The organism is Delftia sp. WSY_12, assembly GCF_043104645.1.
Taxonomy (GTDB): Bacteria; Pseudomonadota; Gammaproteobacteria; order Burkholderiales; family Burkholderiaceae_C; genus Comamonas; species Comamonas tsuruhatensis.
This window is the reverse complement of sequence record NZ_JBICKW010000012.1, coordinates 355474-371182: the sequence shown is the minus strand read 5'-3', so window position 1 is coordinate 371182 and position 15709 is coordinate 355474. Positions and strand designations below refer to the sequence as shown.

The window sequence follows — 15709 nt, the reverse complement described above, 5'->3', positions numbered from 1 at the left end:
GTCAGACCCGTGCCAGGAAACGGGCGATGCGCTGGGCGATGCGCTCGGGCTGCTCGCGGTGGGGGACGTGGCCGCCACCGGCCACGATCTCCACCTCCACAGGGCCGCGCGCCCGGTCGCGGATGCGCTCGGGGTGGACCAGGGAGCCGAACTCGTCATGCTCGCCGTGGATGGCCAGCACCGGGCAGCGCACGCGCTCCAGCGCCTCGTCCAGCCGGTAGTCGGCAAATGGCTGCGACAGCCAGGTATCGACCCAGGCAGACAGCACCCAGGCGGCCTTGTCGCCGTGGTATTTCTCCAGGCGCGCCAGCTGGCCGGGCCGGGCGAAATCCTGTTGGGCCGCACGAATGCCCTGCAAGGTGCGATCTTCCACGAAGGCCTGGGCGGACTCCGTGACCACCGCCTTGCACTGCGCGCCGTATCGGGCCGCCACCATGGCGGCCATGCCGCCGCCCACGCTGTGGCCCAGCACGATGAAATCCCCAAGGCCCAGCCCCTGGTGCACTGCCGGAAACACGGTCTCTGCCTCCCGGGCCACAAAGCCCGGCCCCAGCGTGCCCGGATAGGGGTCGGACTGGCCAAAGCCCAGCCGGTCGTAGGCCAGCACATCGCGGCGCGTGGCCTCGGCCAGTTGCTGCGGGAAATCACGCCACAGCGCCACCGAACCCAGCGAGTCGTGCAGCAGCACGATGGGCGCGCGGGCCAGGGACTCTTCGCCGGCCGCCGGCGCCTGCCAGCGCCTGACGTAGATGCTGCCCTGGGGCGTGGAAATGCGGGTTTCGCTCAGGGATGCGGGGATGTCGGTCATGCAGGAGGAAGGCATCGAAAAACTCCATGCCGGTCAGCGCCGGCCCGGCAGACATCATGCGCCCGCATGCCGCCAGAGGGCGACACCGTGGCGACGCGCAGGGCGGAATGCGGCAGCTTTTGTCTCTCTCGGGGCAGCTTTTGCGAACCTGGGCGCGCGGGTTCCTCCGATGGTGAGCGGCAAGGCAGCAGCGTATAAGTTGACCCTACCCCATGCTTGCGAAGGCCTGCCATGTCACACGCTTCCGCTCCCCTGCCCGGCGCCGCACAGGCTGCCGTGGACCCGCGCCAGTTCAAGAGCTTTGCCGAGTTCTATCCGTTCTACCTGCAGGAGCACAGCAACCGCACCTGCCGGCGCCTGCACTTCGTCGGCTCCACGCTGGCGCTGCTGTGCCTGTTCGCGCTGTTCCTGACCGGCAATTTCTGGTTCCTGCTGGGCGGCCTGCTGTTTGGCTACGGCTTTGCCTGGATAGGGCATTTCGGCTTCGAGAAGAACCGGCCCGCCAGCTTCAAGCGCCCGCTCTACAGCTTTCGCGGAGACTGGGTGATGTGGCGCGACATCCTGACGGGCCGCATCCCGCTCTAGACCGGAGCCTGCGGCCTTTGCTCCAGCAGATCGGCCAGCGTCATGCCTGCCAGCCCCGTGCGATCCCACAGCGGCTGCACGGCCGGCGACGGCGCCAGCAGCAGACGCTGCACCAGCGGCTGCAGCGGCGTGCGATGGGGCTCCACCAGCAGCATGTAGCGGGGCTCGGGGCCTTCGCTGGCCGCCACAGTGCCGGGGGCCTGCACCGTGCCCACCCAGTCCAGCACCGACAGCGCCTGCAGCACCGGATCGATCTGCTGCCAGTCCACACGCAGGCGCCGCGCCAGATCGCTGGCGTACAAGCCCTTGGCGGGCGACTCGCGCTCCTGTGCGAGGTACTGCAGGATCTCCACGGCCATCTCGAACTGCCAGCCCTGCTGGCCCGGCATGCGCTGCACGCCCGCCATCACGATGGGCAGGTAGGCCGTGACCACGGCGCCCAGCAGCACGATGACCCAGGCCATGTAGATCCAGATCAGCAGGATGGGCAGCGTGGCGAAGGTGCCGTAGATGACCGAATAGGTAGGCACCGAGGCCAGGTACAGGCCCAGCGCCTTCTTCGCCAGCTCCATGCAGGTGGCCACGAACAGGCCGCCCACCCAGGCATGGCGCCAGCGCACCGCCGTGTTGGGCACGTAGTGGTACAGGCCCGCCATGCCAGCGGCCAGCGCCAGGTACTCGATGGAATCGAAGATGAAGCGCAAGCCTTCGGGCAGCGCATTAACCAGCCCGCGCGAGGCCGACATCACATAGGAAGACAGCACCAGGCTCAGGCCCAGCACCAGGGGGCCCAGCGTGATCGCCGCCCAGTAGATCAGCACGCGCTGGCCCAGCGGCCGCAACTGGCGCACGCGCCAGATGTTGTTGAGCGTGCGGTCAATGGTGAGGATCAGCGCGACCGCCGTGATCACCAGAATGGAAAAACCGGCCATGCCCAGCTGGCTGGCCTTGGAGGCGAACTGCGTCAGATAGCCCAGCACCTGGCGCGCGATGGTCTCGGGGATCAGGCTGTCGATCAGCCAGCGCTCCAGCACGATCTGCACGCGGGAGAAGATGGGAAACGCCGTGAACAGCGCCAGCGCCACCGTGAAGAACGGCACCAGGGCCAGCACCGTGGTGAAGGTCAGGCTGCTGGCGGTCACGCCCAGCCGGTCCTCGCGAAAGCGTTCGCGCAGCGTGTGTGCGGTATTGCGCCATGGAAAGCAGCGCCAGCGTTCGCGCCACGATCTCGGCACCGCAGGCTCGGGCGGCTCGGCCAGGGACAGGCTGCGCTCCTGGGCAGGAACGGGCAGCGCCAGGGAGCCATCCTCCAGGCCATCGACGGGCTCCTTTTCGGGGCCGCCGCTCATCGCCACATCTCCGCCGCAAGGCGCATGTCTGCAGCGGGCGCGGCCATCCAAGCAATCACATGTTCAAAGGTCAAGACCATGGCCGATATGATGCCACCCCGATGACTGATTCCATTTCTCGCCCCGGCGCCGATGTCGCCGCCACCCGCTGGCTGGCGGTCTCCAGCCTCATGGGCCTGATCGTGCTGAGCCTGGCCTGGGAACTGTGGCTGGCGCCCATGCGGCCCGGGGGCTCCTGGCTTGTGCTCAAGGCCCTGCCGCTGGCGATTCCGCTGATCGGCTTGCTCAAGCACCGCATGTACACCTACCGCTGGGTCAGCCTGCTGGTGTGGATCTATTTCACCGAGGGCGTGGTGCGCGCCTGGAGCGACCCGGCGCCCGGCCGCTGGCTGGCGCTGCTCGAAGTTTTCCTGTGCCTGATGCTGTTCACCGCCTGCGCCCTGCATGTGCGCTGGCGCCAGCGCAGCGCGCGCCGCGCGGCCCAGGCGGCCGGCGGCTGAGCCCCCCGTTTTCATGCCTTCACGTCTTTGAAAGAAGTTGCAACATGACTGCACTGCTTGAACGCCTGCGCCAGATCGTCGGCGAAGCCCATGTCCTCACCGAGGGCGACCTCGTCGCCTATGAACAGGACTGGCGCCGCCGCGTGCGCGGCAAGTCCCTGGCCGTGGTACGCCCGGCCAGCACGGCCGAGGTGGCTGCCGTGGTGCGCGAATGCGCGGCCGCAGGCACCAGCATCATCCCGCAGGGCGGAAACACCGGCCTGTCGGTGGGCTCCACGCCGGACGACAGCGGCACGCAGGTCGTGCTCAGCCTCACGCGCATGAATGCCGTGCGCCACATCGACCGCGACAACCTGAGCTTCACCGTCGAGGCCGGCTGCATCCTGCAAAGCCTGCAGGAGCTTGCCGAGAAAGAGGGCCTGCTGTTCCCGCTGTCGCTGGCCGCCGAAGGCAGCTGCACCATTGGCGGCAACCTGGGAACGAACGCGGGCGGCACCCAGGTGGTGCGCTACGGCAACACGCGCGAGCTGTGCCTGGGCCTGGAAGTGGTCACCCCGCAGGGCGAGGTCTGGGACGGCCTCAAGGGCCTGCGCAAGGACAACACCGGCTACGACCTGCGCGACCTGTTCATCGGCAGCGAAGGCACGCTGGGCATCATCACCGCCGCCACCATGAAGCTGTTCCCCCAGCCTGCGGCCCAGCTCACGGCCTTCGCCGCCGTGCCCTCCATGGAAGCGGCCGTGCGCCTGCTGGGCATGGCGCACCAGTACCTGGGCGCGGGCCTGACGGGCTTCGAGGTCATGGGCCAGTTCGCGCTGTCGCTGGTGATCAAGCACATGCCCCAGCTGCGCGTGCCCTTTGCCGGGCTGATCGGCGCGCCGCCCTACTACGTGCTGGTCGAGAATTCGGACAGCGAGTCCGAGCAGCATGCGCGCGAGCGTTTCGAGGCGCTGCTGGAGCTGGCCTTCGAGGACGGCTGCGTGCTCGACGCCGTGGTGGCCGAAAGCCTGTCGCAGGCCCATGAGCTGTGGCACATCCGCGAAAGCATTCCGCTGGCCCAGGCCGAGGAAGGCCTGAACATCAAGCACGACATCTCCATCGCCGCATCGCGCATCCCCGCCTTCGTCGAGCACACCGATGCCGTGCTGCAGCGCGAGATCCCTGGCGTGCGCCTGGTCAACTTCGGCCACCTGGGCGACGGCAACCTGCACTACAACGTGCAGGCGCCCGAGGGCGGTGACGCCAAGGCCTTCCTCAACGAGCGAGAGCACCTGGTCAACCACCTCGTCTATGAAGCCGTGGCCGAATTCGGCGGCTCGTTCTCGGCCGAGCACGGCGTGGGTGCGCTCAAGGTGGACAAGCTGCAGAAGTACCAGTCCCCCGTGGCGCTGGGCATGATGCGCGCCATCAAGCAGGCGCTGGACCCGCAGGGACTGATGAACCCGGGCTGCATCCTGCCAAGGCAAGCCTCCTGAGCGCAACGCCGCCCCTTCTGGGGCAGCGCCGGGTTTGCACGCGCCGTCCTGAGCCAGGAGCGGCCCGTGCCTGCCTTGTCAGGAAACCGGTTTGGCCTCGATATTGGCCATCGTCTTGTTGACCTGTTCGGGCCAGGCGATATCGGCGCCGGCCGCATCGGAGAAGTCGGACTGTTTGCCGCCGGTGAGCAGCCACACGCGCAGGGCATTGCGGGCGGGATCGATCACGATGGCGCCCATTTCCTCGCCGCCCTGGTGCGGGCGCAGGCCGACGATGCTCCAGACATCTCCTTCCTTGGTCAGCGGGCCCACGGTACGCATATTGCTCAGCAGGGTCGGGTAGCTGGTGCCCAGCAGCGCCTTGAGCCGGTCGGCCAGCACGCCCTGCTCCAGGTAGTTGGTGCCGTCATAGGGGTACTTGCCCAGGTACTCGGCCAGGCTGTCCAGGCCGGGCTCCCCCGCCTTGGCGGTGGAGGGCATGCGCGTGCGCGCGGGAAACGCCAGCACCAATTCCGGAGCTGGCGCAGCCACATCGAGTGCGACGGACTGCGCGGCCTTGGGAGTCGGGACGGAGGGAGAACGCGGATCGCAGGCTGTCAGCGCCAGCATGGCGACACCCAATGCAACGGCGGCCTGCCAGGGGGAGAGCATGGAAGACATGCGCAAGCTCCTTGTCAAAGCGGATGCGAAAAAAGCGGTGACGCCGGTGCGAAAGCCTGGGCAATGCACCGGCACCAGTCTGCGGGCATTTTCGCACCCGGGGCGCCAGACCTTGTTTCAAGGGGCATGGATACCGTCGGACAAGGCGCCGTATTCATCAAGGGATAATCCGGAAGATGAACACGACTCCAGCGCCCCGCCCAGCCCGCTCCCAGTACGAAGATTTCATGCGCCATGTGTACGAGCACGGCGTGTCCAAGACCGACCGTACCGGCACGGGCACGCGCAGCGTGTTCGGCCACCAGATGCGCTTCGACCTGTCCGAAGGCTTTCCGCTGGTCACCACCAAGAAGGTGCACCTCAAGTCCATCATCCTGGAACTGCTGTGGTTCCTGCGCGGCGACAGCAATGTGCGCTGGCTGCAGGAGCGCGGCTGCACCATCTGGGACGAATGGGCCCGCGAGGACGGCGACCTGGGCCCGGTCTATGGCGTGCAATGGCGCAACTGGCCGACGCCGGACGGCGGCCACATCGACCAGATCGCCGAAGTGGTCAAGCAGCTCAAGAGCAACCCGGACAGCCGCCGCATCATCGTCAGCGCCTGGAACGTGGCCGACCTGCCGCAGATGGCGCTCATGCCCTGCCACGCCTTCTTCCAGTTCTACGTGGCCGACGGCAAGCTCAGCTGCCAGCTGTACCAGCGCAGCGCGGACATCTTCCTGGGCGTTCCCTTCAACATCGCCAGCTACGCGCTGCTGACCCACATGCTGGCCCAGCAATGCGACCTGGAGGTGGGCGACTTCGTCTGGACCGGTGGCGACTGCCACATCTACAACAACCACTTCACCCAGGTCGAGACCCAGCTGGCGCGCCAGCCCTTCGCCTACCCGACGCTGCAGATCAAGCGCCGGCCCGACTCCATCTTCGGCTACGAGTACGAGGACTTCGAGGTCGTCGGCTACCAGCACCACGAGCCCATCAAGGCCCCCGTGGCCGTCTGAGGCAGCAGAAAGACCCGCCCGATGGCCATCCATCTCATCTACGCACGCGCCGCCAACGGCGTCATCGGCAAGGACAATGCCATGCCCTGGCACCTGCCCGAGGACCTGGCGCACTTCAAGCAATTGACCCAGGGCTCGGCCGTGGTCATGGGCCGCAAGACCTGGGACTCGCTGCCGGCCCGCTTCAGGCCGCTGCCCGGGCGCACCAACATCGTGGTCACGCGCCAGGCGGACTGGGCACCCGAGCCAGCCGCCCCCGGCGTGCTGCATGCCACCAGCCTGGAGCAGGCCCTGGCGCTGGGCCGCCAGGCATCCGCCGACGTGTGGGTCATGGGCGGTGCCCAGATCTACGCCCAGGCCCTGCCGCTGGCCGACAGCATCGAGGTGACTGAAATCGAACGCGACTACGAAGGCGACGCCTTCGCGCCCACGCCGGGCCCCGAGTGGCAGGAGGCCTCGCGCAGCCGCCATGTGGCAGCCAATGGCCTGCCCTACAGCTTTGTGCGCCTGCAACGGCGCTGACACGGTCCTGTCGCAAACGGGTCTGGCGGGCACGGCGGGTCTGTGCAAATAATGTCGGTTTTCCAAGCCTGCGCCGTCTTTTGCATCTTTCCGCCATGAGCCTCGTCCAGCCCCTGCCCCCCGGTCCGCTCGACATCGTCGGCGACATCCATGGCGAAGCCGAAGCGCTGGAGCATCTGCTGGGGCACCTGGGCTACGACGCGCTGGGCCGCCACCCCCAGGGCAGGCGCCTGGTCTTCGTGGGCGACTTCTGCGACCGGGGTCCCGACAGCCCGGGCGTGCTGGCCCGCGTGGTGCCCATGCTGGAGTCGGGCCATGCGCTGGCCGTGCTCGGCAACCACGAAATCAACCTGCTGCGCGAGGATGCCAAGGACGGCTCCGGCTGGTTCTTCGACAGCCGCGTGGCCTCCGACACACCCAAGTACGCCCCGTTCGCACGCATGCCGCTGTGCGATATCCCCGACACCCTGGCCTTGCTGGAGCGGCTGCCCATTGCCATGGAGCGCGAGGACCTGCGCGTGGTCCACGCGGCCTGGCGCCCGCAGCAGATCGCCATGGCGCGCGAGCTGCCGCCAGGCAGCGCGCGCAGCGCCTATGACCACTTCGAGGCCGTGGCCGCCCAGCAGGCCCAGGTCAACAAGGTGGCCGAACGCATGCGCGCCGAGCGCCGGCAATGGCCGCATGACCTGGAAGACCGCAACTGGCTGCCGCCCTTCCTGCCCGCGCACAGCGAGAGCGAACTGGCCAAGGCCATGGTCAATCCGCTGAAGGTGCTGACCTCGGGCGTGGAGCGCGAATGCCGCAATCCCTTCTACGCGGGCGGCAAGTGGCGCTTCGTCGAGCGCGTGGCCTGGTGGAACGAATATGAGGATGCCCAGGCCGTGGTCGTGGGCCACTACTGGCGGCGCCTGAATCGCGGCGGCCCGTCCTTCCACGGCGCCCAGGCCGAGAACCTGTTCGGCCAGACGGGCCCACTGTCCTGGCACGGCCGGCGCGGCAATGTGTTTTGCGTGGACTACTCGGTCGGTGGCCGCTGGAATGCCCGCCTGGCGGGCGAGGACCCGCAGCAGCGCTTCAAGCTTGCCGCCATGCGCTGGCCTGAGCGCCGCCTGGTGTTCGACGACGGTGCCCAGGCGGACAGCGAGGAGTTCGGCGTTGCGGCGGCCGCTGCCGCATAGCACGCGCCAGATACGCGGCGCTTAGCGTCAGCAGCAGCGAGCGCGGTGCGCCGTAGCAGTTGTTGCCCGACACCGTGTTGAACGAAGGCAGGTAGCAGCGCCTGTCCAGCAGGTTGCTGGCGTTGGGCGCCACGCCCAGAGGGTGTCCGCCCCCCTCCGAAGAGAGGGGGAAGCGGCGCAGCCGCTCAGGAGTGCCTCAGAACGTTCCGCGCAGCGTCAGCATCACATTGCGAGGCTCGCCATACCAGTTGTTGCCGCCGCTGGTGCCCACTGTGCGGTAGTAGACCTTGTCGAACAGGTTGTTCAGGTTGAGCACGGCCTGCCAGTTGCGGTTGATGCGGTACTGCACGCTGGCATTCCACACGGCATAGCCGCCCTGGCTGAACTTGAAGGGCACGGCCGCGCCGTCGAACTTGCCCGTGTCAGGATTGAAGGCATTGGCCGAGCCGCTCACGAAATGCGCGCTCTGGATATTGGCGCCGCCGCCAATCGTCCATTGCGACAGCTCGCCGGGCAGGCGGTAGGTGCTCCACAGCTTGAACAGATGCTTGGGCGTGACGGAGTGGTAGATGCCTTCGATGCCCGGCGTCTTGTTGTGGTTGCGGTTGAAGGTGTAGCCGGCAAACAGCTGCCAGCCGCGCGCCAGCTCGCCCGAGATCTCGCCTTCCACGCCCTGGCTGACCACCTTGCCCTTGCTCAGCCAGCAGCAGTTCAGGCCCGCGTCGCCGATGTCGGTGTTGGGATAGGAGGGATCGGCCACGGCCTCGCCATTGCGCTCTATGCGGTACAGGGCCATGGAGGCCATCAGCCGGCCCTCGTTGAACTCGCCCTTGGCGCCCAGCTCGAAATTGCGGCCCTTGATGGGGTCCAGCGGCGTGCCGGGAAAGGGCCCGCCCAGCTTGTCGGCCTGGGACTTGTGGATCTCGGCGACGCTGCCGTAGGCCGTCCAGCGGTCGTCGATGTCGTAGACCAGGCCACCGTAGGGCGTGAAGATGCCGCTCTCGCCATAGGACGACACGATGCGGCTGGTGAGATTGCCGGCCCGGTCGAAGCGCAGCCAGGGCGTCTGCGTGTCGTAGCTGGCACGGCGCGCGCCGACGATGGCGGTCAGGCGGTCCGTCAGGCTCAGGTTGAGCCGGCCGTACAGGCCTTTCTGCGTGGCGCCATAGCCCGCGAAGCTGCGCGTCTTCCAGACGAAGCTGGGCAGGGGAATGGCGCCCGGGTCGAAGCCGAACACACTGATCCCCCCCGCCGGCGTATCCACCTCGGAGAGAAAGGTGTCCTGCGTGTCGCGGATCTTGACCCAGTCCGCGCCCAAAAGCAGCCGGTGCCTGCGCCCCAGCAGGGAGAACGTTCCGCTGACGTTGGCATCCAGCGCCTTCTTGGTGGAATAGAAATCGTTGGAGAACCCGCTGAGCGCCGCGCCCAGGCCGGTCGAGGGGTCCACCGCCCCGGACATGTCCGCCAGACGGCTGTCGCTGTCGACCTTGACGTAGTTGGCATGGGCTCGGACGCGCCAGTCGCCTTGCAGCCGTTGCTCCAGCTGCGCAAACAGTTCCTTGTTGGTTCTGTCGTAGTGGCCCCAGCCGGCCATCAGCGCCGTGCTGCGCGGCAGGTGCAGATCGTCGCCATTGGCCGCGCGCGGCAGGCCGCTGCGCCAGGGCAGGCTGGCCGACTTGTCGTAGCTACCGCCCAGGGTCAGCTTGGTCGCAGGCGTGAGATCGGCTTCCACGATGCCGTAGAGCAAGGTGTTGCGCGCATCGGCGTAGTCATAGAAGAACTCGCGGTCGCTGTGCGCCAGCACGGCGCGGCCGCGCACCCGGCCATCGGCGGCCAGCGGGCCCGCCACATCAAGTTCGGCACGGCGCTGGTTCCAGCTGCCCACCGAGGCCGAGGCCAGCACCTGCGGCTGTGCCGTGGGGCGCTTTCTCACCAGGTTGATGGAGCCGCCGGGCTCGCCATTGCCGCTGTACAGGCCGTCCGCGCCGCGGATCACCTGCACGCTGTCGTACATGGCCATGTTGGGGTCGAAGGTGCCCTGGCTGAAGGCGTCCACCGCCGCTCCGTCGATCTGGACATTGCTGATCTGGAAGCCCCGCGCATAAAAGCTGTTGGCCGTGCCGCCCAGGCCACCCGAGCCCGCGTAGTCCACCGTCACGCCCGTGGTCTGCTGCATCACGTCGCCCACGGAGACCAGGCCCTGGTCCTCGATGCGCTGGCGCGTGACCACGGAGATGGACTGCGGCGTCTCGCGCACGCTCTGCCCCTTGCCCAGCGACACGCGCGAGGCCGCATAGGAGCCCGAACCCTCCGTGGTATCGCCAGCGTGCGCCTGGGCCGTGACCAGCACCGTGCCCAGCGCAGCATCGGCTGCCGGCGACGGCTCCCTGGCCGGTGCCTTCAGCGTGTAGGCGCCCGGTACGGCGTCGATCACGGTCACGCCGGTGCCGGCCAGCAGCCGGTCCAGCGCCTGGCGCGGCGTGAAGCGGCCCTGCAAGGCCGGCGAAGTGCGGCCTGCAACGATCTGCGGATCGAACAGCACCTGGTGCTGGGCCTGCTGCGTGAACTGGCGCAGCGCGCCGGCCAGCGGCTGGGGCGCAATGCTGAAGGCCAGCTCCCCTGCCTGGCCCGCCTGCCCCGCCTGCACGGACGATGGCTGCTGCGCCTGCACCGCCGGCTGCGCCAGCGCAACCAGGGCTGCGGCCACCAGCGACGGCATCCTTGCCCGCCGCCATGGCCTGCCCCTGTGCTGAAACTCTCCTCCCCAAATGCACGCGCCCATGGCGGCGCTGCCGTGTTCTTTTCCTGCTTGCATCCCTGCTCCTGCTGCACTGTGTCCATTGCCCGCTGTCGCGGTGTGCGCGGTGGGTGGCAGGCAGACAGTTGAGCGTCCACCCGCCACGCGCGTGCGCGGCCGTCGCGGTTGTTGGCTGAGCTGTGCACTGGGCAGCGGCCTGGCTGGCAACCATGGAGGCGAGAAAGCCCGCTCTCCATGAAGGTAAAACCCGCCTTCGCGCCAAAGTGGGAATGTGGCGAAACCAGGAAAACGGGTAATTTACATTTATTTACAAAAAGAAGAGAAAGAGCACTCAGTGCGCCGAGATCCGCCAGCCGCCTTGCGCATCGCCCTGCACACGCACCGGCAACAAGTGCGGCAGCGAGCGCAGAAACACCTCGGGCTTGCCGGTCAGCGCCACGCCGGACACGGACAGCGCGGCCAGCCGCGCATCGCCATCCACCCGTACGGGCCGGCCCAGGTAGCGGGCCAGATCGGCTGCCACCTGGGTCAGCGGCGCCTGCTGGAACACCATCTGGCCGCTGCGCCAGTCGCCCACCGTGTCCGCGCCGGCCGCCAGCGGATGCTGCGTGCCGTCGCGGGCATCGACGGACATGCCGGTACCCGCGCCCAGCAGCAGGCGCCTGCCGTCCGCAGCATGGCGGTCGGGACGCAGTTCCACTTTGCCCTCCAGCACCTTGACCACCAGCGCGGGCGGCCCGGCGCGCACATTGAAGGCCGTGCCCACCACGCGGACCTGGCTGGCGCCGCTGTCCACGGTGAAGGGCCGCGAGCGGTCGGCGGCGACCTGGAAGAAGGCCTCGCCCTGATCCAGCACCGTCTCGCGGCGGCGCGGGTAGTAGCGCACCTGCAGCCTGGAGGAAAAATTCAGCGTGACCCGCGTGCCATCGGGCAGTTCGGCCTCGCGCACCTCGCCGGGGCCGGTGGCCATCTCGATCACATGGCTTGCGTGGTTGTCCCAGGCATACCAGCCCCCGCCCAGGGCCAGCGTCGTGACCAGAGCCACCGACAGCAATGCAGGCATCAGGCCGCGGCGTGTGCGCTGACGTGCCGGCGCGGGCAAGTGGGCCTGTGTCTGCGCACGCGGCCCGCTCGCCCTGGCTTGCGGCGCAGCAGCCGCGTCGCAGGCCAGCGCCGGCCTGGGCAACTGCTGCAGGTCCAGCACCGTGCGACCCAGGCTCTCGAAGATGCTGCGGTGCTGCGGGTCGGCGGCCAGCCAGGCGTCGAGTTCGCGCTCGTCGGCGCCGGTCCAGTCGGCTTCGCGGCGGCGGGCGAAGTAGTCGGCGGCGCGGGCATGCAATTGCAGGCGTTGCGGGGTCAGCGTCATTCCCGGCCCTCCCCGTCCGTCGCGGCCTGCGCCAGCAGGCCCTGCATCAGGCGCATGTCTTCGGCGCTGCCGTACTGCACGCGCAGCTCGCAATAGGCCATGGCCAGCGTCACATGGTTGTGCACCATGCGGCGCGTAATGCCCATGCGCTGCGCCACCTCGGTCTGCGTGAGCCCGTCGATGCTGTGCAGCACGAAGGCCTCGCGGCGGCGCTCGGGCAGCTCGGCCATGGCCTGCTCCAGCCGGCCCAGGCGCTCGCGGTGGTGCGCCGCCTGAAGGGGGTCCGACCCCTCGCCGGCCGGCAGTTGCTGCGCCAGTTCCATGTGTTCATCCAGCGAGACCGATTCGCGCCCCGGCGCACCCGCCGAGCGGCGCCAGGCATCGTGCGAGACATGGCGGGCAATCACGCGCAGATAGGGTTCCTGCTCCTCGGGCGGCAGGGCCTTGCCCGAGGCCGCATAGCGCACGAAGACCTCCTGCACCGCATCCTCGGCATCCTCGCGGTTGCGCATCTGCCGACCCAGCAGGCGGCGCAGAGGCTGGTGCCAGCGTGCATACACGCGGGCCAGCAGGGAGGGGGCGGCATCATCGTCCGCGCCAGGCACGCGCGCGCTCACGGGCAGGCTCCCGGCACGGCGGTCTGGACGCGGGCAGGCAGGCCAGCATGGGAAACGGACAGGACGAAGAAGGACGGCACGGGCGGCGATTGTACTGAGAATGGTTCTCATCAACACCCTTGCGGCCGGCACGCGCCATGCGATGCGGGTGCTGCGGATGCCTTACCGGCCCGCTGCCCCATGCAGCGCCACCAGCGTGGGCACCACCCAGTGCGGCGCAGGCTGCGCCCCGTCGAAGCACTGGTCCTCGGACGGCACGGCGATGACGGTCATGCCGGCCTGCCGCGCCGCATGTGTTCCCGAGACCGAGTCCTCGAACACCAGGCAGCGCCCGGCCGGCACGCCCAGGCTTTGCGCCGCGAAGTGGTAGATGTCGGGCGCGGGCTTGCCGCGCACCACCTGCTCGGCCGAGACGATGGCGTCGAACGCCGGCCGCAGGCCCAGCGCATCCAGGGTGTGGTGGCACAAAGACAAAGGAGAGTTCGAAGCCAGCGCCACGCGCCAGCCCAGGGCGCGGCAGGCGCCCAGTGTTTCGCGCACGCCGGGCAGGGCCTGTCCATGCGCGCTGACCAGGGCCGCCACGCGCGCGACCACGCGGCTCTCCAGCTCGCGCTGGCTGGGCCCCTGCCAGGGCCGGTGGGCATACCAGTGCGCGGCAACCTGCGCCGTGGTCATGGGCGCCGTCACGCGGGACATCTCGGCCGTGATGTCGATGCCGACCTCGGCAAAGGACTCGCGCTCGGCACGCTTCCAGAAGGGCTCGGAGTCTATGAGCAGGCCGTCCATGTCGAAGATGGCGGCGCCGAATCCGGCCTGGCCAAGGCCCGCGAACGAGGGAGCGGCTTCAGGGATTTGCATGGCGCGCATGCTAGCGCAGGCGGCAAGTGAAAGCAGTTGCTGTTAGCCTGTGCCGGCTGGCGACGGATGCAGGTGCATGCGATTGCCAGCCCTTCACAATCCTTAGCGAGCCCGCAATGACCAGCCCCCTGTACACCGCCTCCATTCCCGTCCTGCAGCAGATGCTGAAGGCCCTGTCCGACGTGCTCAAAAAGGCCGAGGAACACGCCGCGCAGAAGAACATCGATCCCGACGCCCTGCTGCAGGCCCGCCTGTTCCCCGACATGTTCCCGCTGGTGCGCCAGGTGCAGATTGCTGCGGACTTCGCCAAGGGCATCGCCTCGCGCCTGGCCGGCGCCGAGGTACCTTCGTGGCCCGACACGCAGACCAGCTTTGCCGAACTGCAGGCGCTGATCGCCAAGGCGCTGGACCATGTGGGCTCGTTCGCACCCGAGCAGTTCGCGCAAAGCGAGTCCCGCGAGATCGTGCTGCGCCCCGGCACGCCCAAGGAAAAGAAGCTGACCGCCAGCGCCTACCTGCTGCACTACGGCCTGCCGCAGTTCTTCTTCCATGTGACCACCGCCTATGCCCTGCTGCGCCACAACGGCGTCGAGGTCGGCAAGCGCGACTACATGGGCAGCTACTGAGCGTGCCGGGGCCGGTCTGGCCAGCGCTTCACTGCGCGGCCAGATCCCGGCCTCGCGTCTCCGGCAGGCACATGGCAAACAACACCACCATCACGTAGCCCGCCGTGGCGCAGATGCCGATGGCCATGCCCAGCGACAGTCCCAGCCGGTCGCTGAGCACGCCCACCAGCGCAGGGAAGGTGGCCCCGATGCCGCGGCCGAAGTTGTAGCAAAAGCCCTGGCCGGAGCCTCGCAGTTCGTTGGGGAACAGCTCGGCCAGGAAGGCTCCGGCGCCGCTGAAGATGCCCGACATGAAAAAGCCCAGCGGAAAGCCCAGCACCAGCATCCAGGCATCGGTGATGGGCAGCAGCGTATAGGCATAGGCCAGGCTGCCGGCGCCGATGGCGAACAGCGTGAAGGCCAGGCGCCGGCCCAGCCGGTCGGAGGCGTAGGCACCGCACAGGTAGCCTGCAAAGGCGCCGAAGATGAACATGAACTGGTAGCCGCCCGAGCCCAGCACCGTCAGGTGGCGCTCGTTCTTCAGGAAGGTGGGCAGCCACACGGCAATGGCGTAGTAGCCGCCCTGCATGCCGGTGAACATCAGGCTGGCCAGCACCGTGGTCTTGAGCATGCCGCCTTTGAAGATGTCCAGGAAGTGCCCGCTGCGCTCGCCCCGGCCCACGGCGGCGCGGGTCTTCAGGTAGACCTCGGGGTCCTTGACGGTGCGGCGTATGTACAGGATCAGCAGGGCCGGCAGCAGGCCCAGCAGGAACATGGCCCGCCATGAGATCTCGGGCGGCAGAAACGAGAACAGCGCCATGGACACCAGCACGGCCGCGCCCCAGCCTATGGACCAGCTGCTTTGCACCAGGCCCACCGCCTTGCCCCTGAAGGCCGGGCGTATGGTCTCGGCGATCAGCACCGAGCCCACGGCCCACTCGCCGCCAAAGCCCAGGCCCTGCAGCGTGCGGGCCAGCAGCAGTTGGCCCGGTGTCTGCGCCAGGCCGCAGGCGAAGGTGAAAAGAGCGAATACGAGGATGGTCCACTGCAGCACACGCACGCGCCCGTAGCGGTCCGCCAGGATGCCGGCCATCCATCCGCCGATGGCCGAGGCCACCAGCGTCGAGGTGCCGATCAGGCCGACCTCGGTCTTGCTCATGCCCCACAGCGACAGCAGGATCGGGGTGACCAGGGGCAGCGTGTAGTAGTCGAAGGCGTCCACGGCATAGCCGCCGAACGAGGCCGTCAGCGCCCGCTTTTCCTTGGGCTCGAGCTGGCCCAGCCAGTGGCCCCGGTGCTGCTCTGCGGCCAGGGTCCTTGCGTTGTCAAGGCTTGTCATTTGTTGTCTCCTTGCACTTCAGCTGCGCGAAGCGTCTTGCATTCAATGGCACTCCATCGGTTGTGATCCGGGCCTGGCCGGGCGGCCC

At 68.3% G+C, this 15709-nt stretch carries 15 protein-coding genes; 7 read left to right on the top strand and 8 right to left on the bottom strand.

Annotation, left to right across the window (positions count from 1 at the left end; all coding sequences use genetic code 11):
• Window position 1: 1 nt before the first annotated feature.
• Window positions 2–823, bottom strand: a complete 822-nt coding sequence (locus ACF8LI_RS07200; RefSeq protein ID WP_016451331.1) for an alpha/beta fold hydrolase — start codon at window positions 821–823, stop codon at window positions 2–4.
• Between the two features lie 216 nt (window positions 824–1039).
• Between ACF8LI_RS07200 and ACF8LI_RS07195 the strand changes: the two genes are divergently transcribed.
• Window positions 1040–1393: an Mpo1-like protein gene (locus ACF8LI_RS07195; protein ID WP_016447505.1), complete on the top strand. Its 354-nt coding sequence runs from the start codon at window positions 1040–1042 to the stop codon at window positions 1391–1393.
• Here the strand turns inward: ACF8LI_RS07195 and ACF8LI_RS07190 are convergent.
• Window positions 1390–2742, bottom strand: coding sequence for a YihY family inner membrane protein (locus tag ACF8LI_RS07190; protein WP_016447506.1), 1353 nt, complete (start codon window positions 2740–2742; stop codon window positions 1390–1392). The genes ACF8LI_RS07195 and ACF8LI_RS07190 overlap by 4 nt on opposite strands.
• Before the next feature lie 101 nt (window positions 2743–2843).
• Between ACF8LI_RS07190 and ACF8LI_RS07185 the strand changes: the two genes are divergently transcribed.
• Both ACF8LI_RS07185 and ACF8LI_RS07180 read left to right on the top strand, forming a co-directional pair.
• The gene (locus tag ACF8LI_RS07185; RefSeq protein ID WP_016451330.1) at window positions 2844–3242 is read left to right on the top strand and encodes a DUF2069 domain-containing protein; all 399 of its coding nucleotides are present in this window, start codon (window positions 2844–2846) and stop codon (window positions 3240–3242) included.
• A 44-nt stretch (window positions 3243–3286) separates the two neighbouring features.
• Window positions 3287–4717 carry an FAD-binding oxidoreductase gene (locus tag ACF8LI_RS07180; RefSeq protein ID WP_392414682.1) on the top strand — a complete coding sequence of 477 codons (1431 nt, stop codon included), beginning with the start codon at window positions 3287–3289 and terminating at the stop codon, window positions 4715–4717.
• 78 nt (window positions 4718–4795) lie between these two features.
• Here the strand turns inward: ACF8LI_RS07180 and ACF8LI_RS07175 are convergent, their stop codons facing one another.
• Window positions 4796–5377, bottom strand: coding sequence for a hypothetical protein (locus ACF8LI_RS07175; RefSeq protein WP_046239077.1), 582 nt, complete (start codon window positions 5375–5377; stop codon window positions 4796–4798).
• 176 nt (window positions 5378–5553) lie between these two features.
• Here ACF8LI_RS07175 and ACF8LI_RS07170 point away from each other — a divergent pair, with 176 nt between their 5' ends.
• The 3 genes from ACF8LI_RS07170 (at window position 5554) to ACF8LI_RS07160 (ending at window position 8078) form a co-directional block, all read left to right on the top strand.
• Window positions 5554–6378, top strand: coding sequence for a thymidylate synthase (locus tag ACF8LI_RS07170; RefSeq protein WP_034400291.1), 825 nt, complete (start codon window positions 5554–5556; stop codon window positions 6376–6378).
• 21 nt (window positions 6379–6399) lie between these two features.
• The gene (locus tag ACF8LI_RS07165; RefSeq protein WP_017406729.1) at window positions 6400–6900 is read left to right on the top strand and encodes a dihydrofolate reductase; all 501 of its coding nucleotides are present in this window, start codon (window positions 6400–6402) and stop codon (window positions 6898–6900) included.
• A gap of 95 nt (window positions 6901–6995) precedes the next feature.
• Window positions 6996–8078: a metallophosphoesterase gene (locus tag ACF8LI_RS07160; protein WP_016447512.1), complete on the top strand. Its 1083-nt coding sequence runs from the start codon at window positions 6996–6998 to the stop codon at window positions 8076–8078.
• Window positions 8079–8274: 196 nt separating this feature from the next.
• Here the strand turns inward: ACF8LI_RS07160 and ACF8LI_RS07155 are convergent, their stop codons facing one another.
• The 4 genes from ACF8LI_RS07155 to hxpB form a co-directional block, all read right to left on the bottom strand.
• Complete coding sequence (locus ACF8LI_RS07155) at window positions 8275–10893, bottom strand: TonB-dependent siderophore receptor (protein WP_392414683.1); 2619 nt, start codon at window positions 10891–10893, stop codon at window positions 8275–8277.
• Between the two features lie 274 nt (window positions 10894–11167).
• Window positions 11168–12202 (bottom strand): FecR family protein, encoded by a 1035-nt coding sequence (locus ACF8LI_RS07150; protein ID WP_392414684.1) that lies wholly within the window; start codon window positions 12200–12202, stop codon window positions 11168–11170.
• On the bottom strand, window positions 12199–12819 hold the full coding sequence (locus tag ACF8LI_RS07145) for an RNA polymerase sigma factor (RefSeq protein ID WP_126310652.1): 621 nt from the start codon (window positions 12817–12819) through the stop codon (window positions 12199–12201). Before ACF8LI_RS07145 ends, ACF8LI_RS07150 begins: the two co-directional genes overlap by 4 nt.
• Window positions 12820–12981: 162 nt before the next feature.
• Window positions 12982–13677 carry a hexitol phosphatase HxpB gene (hxpB, locus tag ACF8LI_RS07140; RefSeq protein ID WP_392414685.1) on the bottom strand — a complete coding sequence of 232 codons (696 nt, stop codon included), beginning with the start codon at window positions 13675–13677 and terminating at the stop codon, window positions 12982–12984.
• A 116-nt stretch (window positions 13678–13793) separates the two neighbouring features.
• Between hxpB and ACF8LI_RS07135 the strand changes: the two genes are divergently transcribed.
• Window positions 13794–14303, top strand: a complete 510-nt coding sequence (locus tag ACF8LI_RS07135) for a DUF1993 family protein (protein WP_047473888.1) — start codon at window positions 13794–13796, stop codon at window positions 14301–14303.
• Window positions 14304–14331: 28 nt separating this feature from the next.
• Here ACF8LI_RS07135 and ACF8LI_RS07130 read toward each other — a convergent pair whose 3' ends face one another.
• A complete protein-coding gene (locus tag ACF8LI_RS07130; RefSeq protein WP_392414686.1) occupies window positions 14332–15621 on the bottom strand; it encodes an MFS transporter in 1290 nt (429 codons plus the stop codon).
• Window positions 15622–15709: the final 88 nt, after the last annotated feature.

What these genes read in the sequence shown, in the direction of transcription:
- ACF8LI_RS07200 (WP_016451331.1), bottom strand. Translation starts at nt 823, where the DNA reads ATGCCTTCCTCCTGCATGACCGACATCCCCGCATCCCTGAGCGAAACC.
- ACF8LI_RS07195 (WP_016447505.1), top strand. Translation starts at nt 1,040, where the DNA reads ATGTCACACGCTTCCGCTCCCCTGCCCGGCGCCGCACAGGCTGCCGTG.
- ACF8LI_RS07190 (WP_016447506.1), bottom strand. Translation starts at nt 2,742, where the DNA reads ATGAGCGGCGGCCCCGAAAAGGAGCCCGTCGATGGCCTGGAGGATGGC.
- ACF8LI_RS07185 (WP_016451330.1), top strand. Translation starts at nt 2,844, where the DNA reads ATGACTGATTCCATTTCTCGCCCCGGCGCCGATGTCGCCGCCACCCGC.
- ACF8LI_RS07180 (WP_392414682.1), top strand. Translation starts at nt 3,287, where the DNA reads ATGACTGCACTGCTTGAACGCCTGCGCCAGATCGTCGGCGAAGCCCAT.
- ACF8LI_RS07175 (WP_046239077.1), bottom strand. Translation starts at nt 5,377, where the DNA reads ATGTCTTCCATGCTCTCCCCCTGGCAGGCCGCCGTTGCATTGGGTGTC.
- ACF8LI_RS07170 (WP_034400291.1), top strand. Translation starts at nt 5,554, where the DNA reads ATGAACACGACTCCAGCGCCCCGCCCAGCCCGCTCCCAGTACGAAGAT.
- ACF8LI_RS07165 (WP_017406729.1), top strand. Translation starts at nt 6,400, where the DNA reads ATGGCCATCCATCTCATCTACGCACGCGCCGCCAACGGCGTCATCGGC.
- ACF8LI_RS07160 (WP_016447512.1), top strand. Translation starts at nt 6,996, where the DNA reads ATGAGCCTCGTCCAGCCCCTGCCCCCCGGTCCGCTCGACATCGTCGGC.
- ACF8LI_RS07155 (WP_392414683.1), bottom strand. Translation starts at nt 10,893, where the DNA reads ATGCAAGCAGGAAAAGAACACGGCAGCGCCGCCATGGGCGCGTGCATT.
- ACF8LI_RS07150 (WP_392414684.1), bottom strand. Translation starts at nt 12,202, where the DNA reads ATGACGCTGACCCCGCAACGCCTGCAATTGCATGCCCGCGCCGCCGAC.
- hxpB (WP_392414685.1), bottom strand. Translation starts at nt 13,677, where the DNA reads ATGCAAATCCCTGAAGCCGCTCCCTCGTTCGCGGGCCTTGGCCAGGCC.
- ACF8LI_RS07135 (WP_047473888.1), top strand. Translation starts at nt 13,794, where the DNA reads ATGACCAGCCCCCTGTACACCGCCTCCATTCCCGTCCTGCAGCAGATG.
- ACF8LI_RS07130 (WP_392414686.1), bottom strand. Translation starts at nt 15,621, where the DNA reads ATGACAAGCCTTGACAACGCAAGGACCCTGGCCGCAGAGCAGCACCGG.